Annotated in this window: 10 protein-coding genes; 7 read left to right on the top strand and 3 right to left on the bottom strand. The window is 66.6% G+C overall.

The genetic code is table 11. From position 1 onward, the window contains the following. Positions 1-42: 42 nt before the first annotated feature. The 3 genes from LMQ14_RS07070 (at position 43) to LMQ14_RS07060 (ending at position 5,026) form a co-directional block, all read left to right on the top strand. Entirely contained in the window at positions 43-471 is a 429-nt protein-coding gene (locus tag LMQ14_RS07070) for an HIT family protein (protein ID WP_267734063.1), read from the top strand. Between the two features lie 10 nt (positions 472-481). Beyond that, positions 482-931 carry a nitroreductase family deazaflavin-dependent oxidoreductase gene (locus LMQ14_RS07065; protein ID WP_267734062.1) on the top strand — a complete coding sequence of 150 codons (450 nt, stop codon included), beginning with the start codon at positions 482-484 and terminating at the stop codon, positions 929-931. A 114-nt stretch (positions 932-1,045) separates the two neighbouring features. Further along, positions 1,046-5,026, top strand: coding sequence for a bifunctional diguanylate cyclase/phosphodiesterase (locus LMQ14_RS07060; RefSeq protein ID WP_267734061.1), 3,981 nt, complete (start codon positions 1,046-1,048; stop codon positions 5,024-5,026). Between the two features lie 3 nt (positions 5,027-5,029). Here the strand turns inward: LMQ14_RS07060 and LMQ14_RS07055 are convergent, their stop codons facing one another. From LMQ14_RS07055 to LMQ14_RS07045, 3 genes are read right to left on the bottom strand one after another with little or no spacing between them, the layout of a single operon-like run. Further along, positions 5,030-6,061 (bottom strand): LLM class flavin-dependent oxidoreductase, encoded by a 1,032-nt coding sequence (locus tag LMQ14_RS07055; RefSeq protein WP_267734060.1) that lies wholly within the window; start codon positions 6,059-6,061, stop codon positions 5,030-5,032. A gap of 38 nt (positions 6,062-6,099) precedes the next feature. After that, on the bottom strand, positions 6,100-7,230 hold the full coding sequence (locus LMQ14_RS07050) for an FAD-binding protein (RefSeq protein ID WP_267734059.1): 1,131 nt from the start codon (positions 7,228-7,230) through the stop codon (positions 6,100-6,102). After that, positions 7,227-8,063: a uracil-DNA glycosylase gene (locus LMQ14_RS07045; RefSeq protein ID WP_267734058.1), complete on the bottom strand. Its 837-nt coding sequence runs from the start codon at positions 8,061-8,063 to the stop codon at positions 7,227-7,229. Before LMQ14_RS07045 ends, LMQ14_RS07050 begins: the two co-directional genes overlap by 4 nt. A gap of 72 nt (positions 8,064-8,135) precedes the next feature. On the opposite strand from LMQ14_RS07045, the gene LMQ14_RS07040 reads away from it, so the two are divergent. The 4 genes from LMQ14_RS07040 (at position 8,136) to LMQ14_RS07025 (ending at position 12,725) form a co-directional block, all read left to right on the top strand. Continuing rightward, a complete protein-coding gene (locus LMQ14_RS07040) occupies positions 8,136-9,383 on the top strand; it encodes an MFS transporter (RefSeq protein ID WP_267734057.1) in 1,248 nt (415 codons plus the stop codon). A 33-nt stretch (positions 9,384-9,416) separates the two neighbouring features. Continuing rightward, positions 9,417-10,772 (top strand): FAD-binding oxidoreductase, encoded by a 1,356-nt coding sequence (locus LMQ14_RS07035; protein ID WP_267735394.1) that lies wholly within the window; start codon positions 9,417-9,419, stop codon positions 10,770-10,772. A 130-nt stretch (positions 10,773-10,902) separates the two neighbouring features. Next, entirely contained in the window at positions 10,903-12,144 is a 1,242-nt protein-coding gene (locus tag LMQ14_RS07030; RefSeq protein ID WP_267734056.1) for a cytochrome P450, read from the top strand. Next, positions 12,144-12,725 carry a TetR/AcrR family transcriptional regulator gene (locus LMQ14_RS07025; protein WP_267734055.1) on the top strand — a complete coding sequence of 194 codons (582 nt, stop codon included), beginning with the start codon at positions 12,144-12,146 and terminating at the stop codon, positions 12,723-12,725. Before LMQ14_RS07030 ends, LMQ14_RS07025 begins: the two co-directional genes overlap by 1 nt. Positions 12,726-12,739 lie beyond the last annotated feature (14 nt).

Genomic DNA, 12,739 nt, shown 5'->3' with positions numbered 1-12,739 from the left:
GTCGCGAGACGGCCGGGTCGAGGCAGCCAGTACCGTGGCCACATGTCCTGCGTGTTCTGTGCGATCGTCGCCGGGGAAGCTCCGGCCATCCGGATCTACGAAGACGACGACTACCTGGCGATCCTCGACATCCGCCCGTTCACGCGCGGCCACACCCTGGTGATCCCGAAGCAGCACAGCGTCGATTTGACCGATACCCCGCCGCAGACGCTGGCCGAGATGATCACCATCGGTCAGCGGATCGCGCGCGCCGCCAGGGCCACCGAATTGGCCGACGCCACGAACATCGGGATCAACGACGGCAGCGCGGCGTTCCAGACGGTGTTCCACATCCACCTGCACGTGCTGCCCCGCCGCAACGGCGACAAGCTCTCGGTGGCCAAAGGGATGCTGCTGCGCCGGGACCCGGACCGGGAAGCCACCGGGCAGATCCTGCGCGACGCGCTGGCACGCATCGACGCCAGTCAGTAGAACTGAATTCATGAGCAACCTCACCACGCTAGAGCGGCTGTTTCTCGCCCCGCTGCTGCGTATTCACGACTCGCTATACCGGAAGACCGACGGCCGGATCGGCCACCACGTACCCGGGATGCCGGACAGCCTGCTGCTGCACACGGTCGGCGCCAAGACCGGTCAGCAGCGCTCCTCCACCCTGACCTACGCCAAGGACGGTGACTCCTACCTGGTCGTCGCGTCCTACGGCGGTAGCGACAGCGCCCCCGGCTGGTATCACAACCTGCGCAAACGTCCGGAGTGCGAGATCAACCTCGGCTCCAAACGATTCGGAGTCACCGCACGCAGCATCGGTCCGGACGACCCCGACTATGCGCGACTGTGGAAGATCGTCAACAAGAACAACGCCAACCGGTACGACGGCTACCAGGGCCGGACGTCACGGCCGATCCCGATCGTCGCGCTGACGCCTGCCTAGCGGTACCAAGCTGCACAAAAGCACGAGGTAACGCACCTGGGACGTTTATTCTGCCCTAGCAGTGGTGAAGCCTTCATGCGTTCACCGCCGGGGGACAGATCGGCTGGAGCAGCAATGAAGCGCTGGACGGGGATCCCGTGGCAGCGATTCGGGCTGTCCGCACGCGTGGGTCGGGTCGTCGTTGCCGGATACGGCGTCGCCGGGGTGATGATCATCATCGCCTCCATCCGGGACTGGGAAGGCATCTACGCGACCCGGCCGGTCGACGAAATCGCGTTGGCGGTGAGTCTGCTTTTCGGTGCGGCGTGTGGCCTGCGCGCGGCGCGCTTCGCCGACGGGCGTCGCAGATTCGGCTGGCTGGCCATGGTGACGGCCCAGTTGGGGTGGGCGGTCGGCGAACTCATCTGGGCGTTCTACGACGTGCGTTCACAACTCGATCACGCCGCACACCCGGCCGCGGCCGAGATTGTGCTGCTGTTGTGGCCATTCGGCGCCATGACGTCGCTGGTGCTGTTGTCCAACCTCTCTCCGCACAGCTCGCGGCGGGTGGTGCTCGACGGGCTGATCCTGGTTACCTCGCTGCTCGTCGTGTCGTGGGTATTCGTCCTGGAAAAGCAGCTGCGCGACACCACGGGGTCGCGGACCGCGACGGTCGCGCAGGTGGTCAACGACGGCATCCTCTTGACGACCGCGATCCTGATGCTGTCGCGGGGTCGCCCCGGCGAGCGACCGAGCCGCAGCCTGGCGGCCTGCGGAGTCGCGACGATCAGCGTCGCCGACATCACGATGGTGTTCGACACCGGGATAGGCAGCTATCACGTCAGTGATCTGGGTGACCTGGGGCGACTGGCCGGCTTGTGCATGATCGCGCTGGCCGCCTTGGCCAGTGTGAATGAATCCTCCCCCGCCGAAGCAACGCGCAGTGAGGTGTTGTCGCGCGCCCTGCTGTGGTTGCCGTACCTGCCGCTGTCGCTGGCCACCGTCGTCGGATTTGGCGCAATAGTCCGTGCGCAGCACGGAGTGTTGACCGCCCTGCTGGGAATTCTCGTGGGCGCGGTGCTCGTCCGGCAATTCATTGCGCTCACCGAGAACCAGGACCTGTTGGCCGAAGTCGCGCGGGAAGCGTTTCGGGACAGCCTGACCGGCCTGGCGAATCGGGCTCATTTCCTGCATCGACTGGAAGACGCCATCGCCGCCAGACAAAGCGACAGCGCGCCGATCGCGGTGTTATGCCTCGATCTCGACAACTTCAAAGCGGTCAACGACGGCTTGGGACACCCCGCCGGCGACGAGCTACTTATCCGGGTGGCCGGACGGCTCACGGCCGCGCTGCACGAAGACGGCTTCATTGCCCGCCTCGGCGGTGACGAATTCGCGGTGCTGCTCGAGAGTTCAGTCGAGGAGACGGACGCGGCCGCGCACGATGTGCTCGAGGCGTTCAGCGCGCCGATCGTGATCGACGGCGTTCCCGTCGCGGTTCGGCCGAGCATCGGGTTCACGGTGTCCACCGCCGCATCGACGTGCACCGTCGATCAGCTCCTCCGGCACGCCGACCTGGCCATGTACACCGCCAAACGCGAGGGCGGCCAATGCGTCCGTAGCTTTGTGCCCGATATTCCGTTCTCCTATACGTTCCCGCGGTCGACCGACTCGCCGGTGTCGGACTTGCCGGCCAAACTTATGGAATGGCTGCCCATTTCGGCGGCCGCCTCGGGCTACCCGGCCACCGCGGGCGCGTCCGGCCCGCCACGCGGCGCGCGGAGAGCGCCAAAATCTGCCAAGACGACACCCGACCCACCGCAGGATTCGGACGACGGTCTCCGATGGCCACCGAATCCGATCCGGATTGCGTTGGTGCTGTTGGCAATTGGCGTAATCATTTTCACAGCGACGAGTATTTCCGGCCTCAATGCCAAAAACGTATCAGTCACCAATTCTCTGTATGCGGGGTTGAACCTGTTGGCGGCCGGGCTGATTGCCGTACGCGCCTACCGCGTCACTGCCGATCGATTGGCCTGGTTGCTGATCGCGGCCGGCATGGCATCTTCGGCCATCGGTGACGTCGTCTATGCCCTGCGGGTGCCCGATGGACACTCCCCCTCGGTGGCCGACCCGGAGTACCTCGCGTTCTATCCGCTTGTCTACGTCGGGCTGCTGTTGCTGATGCGGGCACGCATGCTCTCGATACCGCTACCGATCCGGCTTGATCCCCTGGTATGCGGTTTGGCCATGGCCGCGCTGGCCGTGTCGGTGCGGGCCGGAACCTTGGACGCGGCCGCGACTCGCGCACCCCAAACCGTGCTGGTTGGCCTGCTCTACCCGTGGGGGGACCTGGTCCTGTTGACGCTGGCCGCGAGCATGTTGCCAATAGTTGGCTGGCGCAACGAATTCCGCTGGGTTCTGCTCAGTGCCGGCTTGATCGGGTTTGCCCTCGCAGACGCGGTCTATCTCTTCGAGACCGCTGCGGACTCGTATCGGGTTGGCACCACGCTCGACGCCGTATGGCCCGCATCGTCGCTACTGCTGGCAATGGCGAGCTGGGCGCCCGGGTCATCGGTGACCACCGCGATGAAACGTGGGCTTCACACCTACGCCGTGCCGGTAGCGTGGGCACTGGTGGCGCTGGCAGTTGCCGTCTGGGATCAAAACTCGCGATTCGCAGCGGCTCTGGCCGGGTTGAGTCTGATCACGGTCGCCGTGCGATTCTCGCTGACCTTCCGTGATGTCAGCATGAAGGCCGACAGTTATCAGCACGCTATGACCGACGAATTGACCACGCTGCCCAACCGGCGGTCACTGGCGACGGCCCTGACCGCGTTGCCCGGCGTTGCGTTTGCGGCGTCGGACTCGATACCCAGGACACCGTCACAGACCGCACTGTTAGTGGTGAATATCTGCGGGCTTCGCGAGATCAACGACTCAATCGATCGCCATCTCAGCGATGAGCTGTTGTGCCACATCGCGAATCGGCTTGCGAACAGCCTCCGACGTGAGGACCTGCTGGCCCGAGTGGGTGACGACGAATTCGCGATCCTGCTGACCAAGGGGGCAAACCTCGCCGGCGCACGCGCCCAGGCGGGCCTGGTGCTCGAGGCCCTGCGTGAACCATTCGAGTTGGGTCCGATCACTCTGGGAGTGGACCCATGTGTCGCTATTGCGTTGTGCCCCGAGCATTGTGAGCTTCCGCAAGAATTGCTCAGTCGCGCCGAAGCGGCTGTGCCGAACGCCAAATCCGCCCTGAGCAGGATCGCCTTCTATGAGGCGACGTTGGATGTATATCGCGAAAACGAGCCCACCCTCATCGAGGAGTTGCGCACCGCGCTACTAGAGGGCGACGAGCCGACGTTGTACTACCAGCCCAAGATCAACGCAGACGGCAGTGTGCACAGCGTTGAGGCGCTGCTGCGGTGGAACCACCCCAGCCGCGGAATGTTGCAGCCCGAGGAGTTTCTGCCCGCCGCAGAACGCGCCGGGCTGATGCGCAAGGTGGCAAATCGGGCACTCGCGCTCGCCCTCAAACAGATCGGATCCTGGCGCGACGAGGGCGTCGCCTCAGCCGTCGCGGTGAACCTGGCGACGTCGAATCTGCTTGATCTAGAACTGGTCGGCACGATCGGATGGCTACTGCAGACTCACAACTTGCCCGCGGACGCCCTGATCGTCGAGATCACCGAAGGCGCCCTGGTCGACTCGGTGCGATCCCGCGATACGGTGGCCGAACTGCAACGCCTCGGCGTTCGCATCTCGCTGGACGACTACGGCACCGGGTGGTCGTCGCTGGCCCGCTTGCAGGATGTCACGGTCGATGAGCTGAAACTCGACCGAATATTCGTCTCACGGTTGGCTCAGGACGCTCGATCGGTCGCCATCGTGCGGTCCACTGTGGCGCTGGCGGACAGTCTGGGCGCCGACCTGGTGGCCGAGGGAGTCGAAGACGAGGTCACGTTGAGCGCACTGCAGCGATTCGGCTGCACCATCACCCAGGGGTTCGTGCACACTCCGCCATTGCCACCGGCCGAGCTCGAGGAGTGGATCAGCCGCCATGTGCAGCAACAAAATCCGAAAGCGCCCGAGCAGGCCGGCGTGGCGGACTGAGCGCTAGAACAATTCCTTAGCCAGCAGCTCCAGCGTCGCCACCCGCCCCGGTGCACTGGCGGGGTCGGTGCCGCGGTGGGCCGACGCGACCGGGTTCACCATCACCTCGTCGACCCCGAACTGCTCGGCCAGCGCACGCAACTGGTCGGCAGCCTCGGCCGGCGTACCGAGGACGGCGCGCTCTAGCCCGCTGTCGACGATGTGCTGTTGGGCCGCCGTCAGTTCCGCCACTTGGGCTTCCTCCACCAGCGGGACCGGGCCCAGCGGCTGCCCGGTTCGCAGCCGTGCCATCATCTGCAAGTTGGGCAGCATCAATGCCGTTGCCTCGTCTCGTGTTTCGGCCACCGCGGCGTTCACCGTCAGGAACGTCACGGGCTCGGCGGTCAACGTGCTCGGCACAAATCGCGTGCGGTAGACCTCGAGCGCCTCTTCGGTTCCGTTGCCGGAGAAGTGATGTGCGAATACATAGGGCAGCCCCTTGGCCGCCGCCAAATGCGCCGAGTACATCGACGAGCCCAGCAGCCACAGGCGTGGTTCGCTGGCCGCGGCGGGGGTGGCCTTGAGGCGGTAATCGCCCGAGCGCAGCGGAACCAGCACGCCGCGCGCACTCATCAATGCCGCCACGTCGTCGAGGTATTCGGGGAAGTTCTCGATATCGCGATCGTCGCGGGCGCCACGCAACGCGTAGGACGTCACCGGGTCGGAGCCGGGCGCCCGGCCGATGCCCAGGTCGATTCGGCCCGGGGCGGCGGCTTCCAAGAGGGCGAACTGCTCGGCGACGGCCAGCGGCGCGTGGTTGGGCAGCATGACCCCGCCGGATCCCAGTCGCACGCGCGACGTCTGCGCGGCCAGATAGGCGAGCAGCACCGGCGGGCTGGTCGCGCCAACCGAGGGCATGTTGTGGTGTTCGGCGACCCAGTAGCGGGTAAAGCCCAGCCGGTCGGCGGTCTGCGCCAGCGCCACGGTGGCCGCCAGCGCGTCGCCGGTCGACTGGTCGGTGCGTACCGGGACGAGATCGAGGACAGATAGACGCACGGTGACCTCAACGCATTCGGCGCGGTGTTCGTTCCCGGTCAGTAGTTGCTTGGCGTTATCGAATTCACGACCGCCTCGAACTGCTCCTGCGATATCGGGGCACCACCGGGAATGTTGTCGGTGGCCAGAAATTGGGTGCGTTCGGTGTAGCCGTGAAAGCGCTTGAAGTAGTTGGTAAAGCCGACCCCGTGGTCGACCCAGTTGCCTTGGGTGACTCGCTTGAGCTCGCCGGCCAGGATGTAGGCGCCCAGCAGCGCGACACTGGTCCCCTGGCCCGACAGCGGCGAGCAACAGTAGGCGGCGTCGCCCACCAGCGCCACCCGGCCGATCGACCAGTGATCCATCACGATCTGCGCCATCTCGTCGAAGTAGAAGTCCGGCGCGTCGCGCATGAACTTCAGCAGTTGCGGGCGCACCCAGCCGTCGCCGGACATCCGCTGCTCCACCTCGGCGAATTGCCCTTCGATGTCGCGGTAGTCGATACGCAACTCGGTGTCCATGAAGCCCAACATGGCGCGCGCCTCGGTGTTGTTGCGGGCGCTGTAGACCCCGGCCATCGTGGCGTCCCCGTAGTGCCACATCTGCCAGAAGTCCAGATCCAGGAAGTTGGGCACGGTGAAGATCGCGGCGTGTGTCCCCAGCCGCTTGATGAACCGCTCCTCGGGACCGAAAACCAGTCGGCGCACGTTGGAGTGCAGGCCGTCGGCGCCGATCAGCAGGTCGAAGCTGCGCGCGGGCGAACGTTCAAAGGTCACATCGACGGCGGTGCCGCGGTTCACCACCGTGGCGACGCTGTCGTTGAACAGGTATTCGGTCGCGGGCAGGGTTGCCTGGTAAAGCAACTCGACCAAGTCGTCGCGCAGCAGCTCGATGTCGGGGTTGTCGATCGGACCGCCGGTGGGCGTCGATTCGGTGTCGCGGGACAGCTCGTTGCCGTCGCGGTCGACGACCGAAGAGCCGCGAATGCCCGTCTTGCGGTCCGCGGCGGCGGCCAGCAGACCCATGCGGTCCAGCACCGTCAGCGCCGGACCCCGCACATCGATCGCCTGCCCGCCCGGGCGCAGCCCTTGGTGCGTCTCCACGACCGTCACCGAATAGCCATGCTGTCCAAGCCAATACGCCAACGTTGTACCGGCGACGCTGGCCCCGGAAATCAATACCTCGGTCACTTAATCCCTGCCAGCTTCTTGGCTTCAATAAAGATGTCGTCAAGCATTGCCGGAGTGAGCCTACCGGTGAACATGTTTTGCTGGCTGGGGTGGTAGCACCCCAGCAGTCGCACGCCCGACGACAACTCCGCGACGGCGCCATGGCCGAACCGCGGCTTGGGCGTTCCTCGCACCGCGGTAGCGCCCGGCAGCCGCAGCGCGATCTGCCAGCCGAACCCGCCCAAGGCCACGACTGTGCGGACATGCTCGGACACCAACCGCCATTCGGCTTCCAGCCAGGGCCAGCAGGTGTCCCGCTCGACCGGGGTCGGGGCATTGGCCGGCGGCGCACAGCGCACCGGCGCGGAGATCCGAATCTGCTTGGTCTGCAACCCGTCTGCGGCGTCCACGCTGATCGGCTGGTTCACCAGTCCGGCCCGGTACAGGGCGGCGTACAGCTGGTCGCCGGACCGGTCGCCGGTGAACATCCGCCCGGTCCGGTTGGCGCCGTGCGCGGCCGGCGCCAACCCGACGATGAAGATTCGCGGCCGCTGCGATCCCCAGCCCGGCACCGGCCGCCCCCAATACGGCTGGTCGGCAAATGCCCGCCGTTTGGCCACCGCAACATCCTCACGCCAGGTGACCAGCCGCGGGCAGGCACGACAAACGCTGACCGCGGCGTCCAATTCCGGAATCGAACCGACCGCACCGGCCAGCGCCCGAACCCGCGCCGCGTCGGCGGCCCGCGGCGTGAGCGGTGTGGCCGGATCGCCGGGCCATCCGGAGCCGGGCTCGACCGGCGAATCGAATGCCAATCCGGTATTCGGATGAACAAGCACATGAACATCCTGCATTCAGCCGCTGGTGACCACGAAATTCGGTGGCTCCCGCGAAAGCTTTGCGGTTAGATTCTCCCGGCGATATTTATGACACATTCCAGCCGCGGTCCGGCAATTCTGATCCTGTTCGCCACGCTGGTGGCGACCGCGGGTACCGGCATTTCATTGGTCGCTTTCCCCTGGCTGGCGTTGCAGCACCGGGGCAGCGCCGGCGACGCGTCGATCGTGGCCGTAGCCATGACGCTGCCGCTGGTGGGATCCACGCTGGTCGCCGGCACCGCGGTCGACTTCTTCGGGCGCCGCCTTGTTTCGCTGGTGTCCGATTCGCTGTCCGGCACGGCAGTGGCGGCGGTGCCGCTGATCGCCTGGCTATTCGGCGCCAACGCGATCAACGTCGCCGAGCTGGCCGCGCTGGCATTCTTTTCGGCCGCTTTCGACCCGGCCGGGACGACGGCACGCCAGTCGATGCTGCCCGAGGCCGCCGCCCGCGCCGACTGGTCGCTGGACCGCACCAACAGCGTTTACGAAGCGATTCTCAACCTCGCATACATCGTGGGCCCGGGTATCGGCGGTTTGATGATCGCCACGGTCGGCGGCGTCAACACGATGTGGATCACCGCGGGTTGTTTTGGGTTGTCGTTCATCGCAATTGGGGCGCTGCGACTCGAGGGCACCGGCAAGCCGCACCACACGGCCCGGCCCGACGGGCTGGTGTCCGGGGTCGCCGAAGGCCTGCGATTTGTCTGGAACCTGCGGGTGCTGCGGACCCTCGGCTTGATCGACCTGGTCGTCACCGCGCTGTATCTGCCGATGGAAAGCGTGCTGTTTCCCAAATACTTCAGCGACCGTCAGCAACCCGCGCAGCTGGGCTGGGCGTTGGCGGCGCTCGGGGTCGGCGGTGTGGTGGGCGCGCTCGGCTATGCCGTGCTGTCGAAATACGTGCGACGGCGCACGGCCTTGCTGATCGCGACCCTGACCTTCGGTGCCGCGTCGGTCGGCATCGCGTTCCTACCGCCGTTGCCGGTGATCCTGGTGCTGTGCGGGGTGACCGGCTTGGTCTACGGGCCCATTCAGCCGATCTACAACCACGTGATGCAGACCCGGACCCCGCACCAGCTGCGCGGCCGAGTGGTCGGGGTGATGACGGGGTTGATGTACGCCGCGGGCCCGTTGGGCTTGCTGGTGGCCGGTCCCCTGGCCGATACCGCCGGGCTGCGGGTGACGTTTTTGACGTTGGCGGTGCCCATCATTGTGGTCGGCCTGATCGCGTGCGCGCTGCCGTCGCTGCGCGAACTCGATCGCGCGCCGGAGTTTGCTGAGGATTCCGCGCCGTAAAATCGGCACGTGAGCGCCACAGTCAATGCAGACATGCTGGCCGGCCTGATCGCCGACCTGCCGGACGGGATGGTGGTCACCGACCCGACCATCACCGACGGCTACCGACACGACCGCGCCTTCGACCCGTCGGCGGGCACACCGCTGGCCGTGGTCCGGCCGCGCTGCACCGAAGACGTGCAGAAGGTGCTGCGCTGGGCCACCGCCCACCGGGTGCCCGTCGTGCCCCGGGGGGCCGGCACCGGCTTATCGGGCGGGGCGACGGCGCTGGCCGACGGGATCGTGTTGTCGACGGAGAAGATGCGCGACATCATCGTCGACCCGGTCACCCGGACCGCGGTATGCCAGCCCGGCCTGCTCAACGCCGAGGTGAAGAAGGCCGTCGCCGGATACGGCCTGTGGTACCCGCCGGACCCGTCGTCGTACGAAATCTGCAGCATCGGCGGCAATATCGCCACCAACGCCGGGGGCTTGTGCTGCGTGAAGTACGGCGTTACCACCGATTACGTGCTGGGCATGCAGGTGGTGCTGGCCGACGGCACCGCGGTGCGGCTGGGCGGTCCTCGGTTGAAGGACGTGGCGGGGCTTTCGCTGACCAAGCTGTTCGTCGGCAGCGAAGGCACGCTGGGCGTCGTCACGGAAGTGACGCTGCGGCTGCTGCCCGCGCAGAACACGTCGAGCGTCGTGGTGGCCAGCTTCGCCTCGGTCGAGTCGGCTGTCGACGCGGTGCTGGGGGTCGCGTCACGGCTGCGGCCCGCAATGCTGGAGTTCATGGATTCGGTGGCGATCAATGCCGTCGAGGACATCCTGCGCATGGACCTCGATCGCGGGGCCGCCGCGATGCTGGTGGCCGGCTCCGATGAACGCGGCCGCGCCAGCGGTGAGGACGCCGAACTGATCGCGGCGATATTCGCCGAAAATAATGCAACGGATGTTTTCACCACCGACGACCCGGACGAGGGCGAGGCGTTCGTCGCCGCGCGCCGGTTCTGCATCCCGGCCGTCGAGGCCAAGGGATCGCTGCTGCTCGAAGACGTCGGGGTGCCGCTTCCGGCGCTGGGCAAGCTGGTGACCGGGATTGCGCGCATCGCCGCGGAACGCGACCTGATGATCTCGGTGATCGCCCACGCCGGCGACGGCAACACGCATCCGCTGATCGTGTACGACCCTGCGGATCCCGCGATGGCGAAGCGCGCCCAGGTCGCGTTCGGCGAAATCATGGATCTGGCCGTCGGATTGGGCGGCACGATCACCGGCGAGCACGGGGTGGGCCGGCTGAAGCGGCCCTGGCTGGACGGCTACCTCGGGCCGGAGGTGATGGCGCTGACTCAGCGCATCAAGCAGGCATTGGACCCGTTGGGGATCCTCAACCCCGGCGCGGCGATCTAGTTTCTCGCGCCTCTGCCTGGGCCGTTGAGTGTGCGCTCAGGGCGGTGTTTGTGCATCGACGTCGACCTGGATGCACACTCGAGCGCGGCCGACGGTTGACATCTGCCTGCCATTGTCGTACGAATGAGACATGACTGCGGTTATGTCTCACAACCCACCGGTCATGTTCGAGCTGGCCAATGCGGACACCTGGCCGAATCCGTGGCCGATGTACCGCGCGTTGCGCGACCACGATCCGGTGCACCACGTCGTTCCGCCGAAGCATCCCGAGCAGGATTACTACGTGCTGTCCCGGCACGCGGATGTGTGGTCGGCGGCCCGCGACCACGAGACGTTCTCCTCGGCGCAGGGCCTGACGGTCAACTACGGCGACCTGGAAATGATTGGGCTGCAAGATAACCCGCCGTTCGTGATGCAAGATCCGCCCGTACACACCGAGTTTCGCAAGCTGGTGTCGCGCGGGTTCACCCCCCGACAGGTCGAGGCGGTGGAACCAAAGGTTCGCCAGTTCGTCGTGGAGCGCATCGAGGGGTTGCGCGCCCGCGGCGGCGGCGACATCGTCGCGGAGCTGTTCAAACCGCTGCCGTCGATGGTGGTCGCGCATTATCTCGGTGTGCCCGAAGAGGATTGGGCCCAATTCGACGGCTGGACGCAGGCCATCGTTGCGGCCAACACCGCCGACGGCGGCGTTGCGGGCGCGCTGGGGACCGTCGGCGACGCGGTCGGATCCATGATGGCCTACTTCACCGGGCTGATCGAGCGGCGCCGGACCGAGCCGGAGGACGACACCATCTCCCACCTGGTCGCCGCGGGAGTCGGCGCCGACGGAGACATCTCCGGCACGCTGTCGATCCTGGCATTCACCTTCACGATGGTCACCGGCGGCAACGACACGGTGACCGGGATGCTCGGCGGGTCGATGCCGCTGCTGCACCAGCGGCCCGACCAGCGAGAGTTGTTGGTGGACAAGCCCGAACTGATCGCCGACGCGGTCGAGGAGCTGTTGCGGCTGACCGCTCCGGCGCAGGGTTTGGCGCGCACGGTCACCCGCGACGTGACGATCGGCGACACCACGGTCCCGGCCGATCGCCGGGTGCTGCTGCTGTACGGGTCTGCCAACCGCGACGAACGTCAATACGGGCCGGACGCCGGCGAGCTCGACGTCACCCGCTGCCCGCGCAACATCCTGACCTTCAGCCACGGCGCCCATCACTGCCTGGGTGCGGCGGCAGCCAGGATGCAATCCCGGGTCGCGCTGACCGAACTGCTGGCCCGCTGCCCGGACTTCGACGTCGACGAGAATTCGGTCGTGTGGGCCGGCGGTAGCTACGTGCGGCGTCCGGTGTCGGTGCCGATCACCGTGAAGTCCTGATGCCCGGTAACGACTGGCTCGCCTCGAGCCGCAGCGAAGCGGCGGTAGACCGCATCCTCGACGCAGCCGGGCAGCTCTACACCGCGCGCGACTCGGATTCGATCGGCATGAACGAGATTGCCAGGGCCGCAGGCTGTTCGCGCGCGACGCTGTACCGGTACTTCGAAAACCGCGAGGCGCTGCGAACCGCGTACATCCACCGCGAGACGCACCGCCTGGGCCGCGACATCATCGCGCGGACCGGCGGCATCGAGCACCCCCGCGAAAAGCTGGTGGTGAGCATCCTCGTCACGCTGCGGATGGTTCGCGAGAGCCCCGCACTCGCGTCGTGGTTTGCCACCACCCGCCCGCCGGTCGGCGGCGAGTTGGCCGGACAATCCGACGTGATCGCGGCCCTGGCGGCGGCGTTTCTGCATTCGCTGGGGCCCGACGATCCCGCCGTCATCGAACGCCGCGCCCGCTGGGCGGTCCGGGTGATCGTCTCGCTGCTGACCTATCCCGGCCGCGACGAAGACGAGGAGCGGGCGATGATCGAGGAATTTGTCGTCCCGATCATCGCCCCGGCAAGCGCCCGCCGCTAGCTGGCAGCCATCCC

Source organism: Mycobacterium sp. Aquia_213 (assembly GCF_026625985.1).
Taxonomy (GTDB): domain Bacteria; phylum Actinomycetota; class Actinomycetes; order Mycobacteriales; family Mycobacteriaceae; genus Mycobacterium.
Note: the sequence above shows the minus strand (reverse complement) of the source record. Positions and strands in the feature narration are given on the sequence as shown.

Excerpts from the sequence above, each read along its gene's own strand:
- LMQ14_RS07070 (WP_267734063.1), top strand. The coding sequence starts at position 43 with ATGTCCTGCGTGTTCTGTGCGATCGTCGCCGGGGAAGCTCCGGCCATC.
- LMQ14_RS07065 (WP_267734062.1), top strand. The coding sequence starts at position 482 with ATGAGCAACCTCACCACGCTAGAGCGGCTGTTTCTCGCCCCGCTGCTG.
- LMQ14_RS07060 (WP_267734061.1), top strand. The coding sequence starts at position 1,046 with ATGAAGCGCTGGACGGGGATCCCGTGGCAGCGATTCGGGCTGTCCGCA.
- LMQ14_RS07045 (WP_267734058.1), bottom strand. The coding sequence starts at position 8,063 with ATGCAGGATGTTCATGTGCTTGTTCATCCGAATACCGGATTGGCATTC.
- LMQ14_RS07040 (WP_267734057.1), top strand. The coding sequence starts at position 8,136 with ATGACACATTCCAGCCGCGGTCCGGCAATTCTGATCCTGTTCGCCACG.
- LMQ14_RS07035 (WP_267735394.1), top strand. The coding sequence starts at position 9,417 with ATGCTGGCCGGCCTGATCGCCGACCTGCCGGACGGGATGGTGGTCACC.
- LMQ14_RS07030 (WP_267734056.1), top strand. The coding sequence starts at position 10,903 with ATGACTGCGGTTATGTCTCACAACCCACCGGTCATGTTCGAGCTGGCC.
- LMQ14_RS07025 (WP_267734055.1), top strand. The coding sequence starts at position 12,144 with ATGCCCGGTAACGACTGGCTCGCCTCGAGCCGCAGCGAAGCGGCGGTA.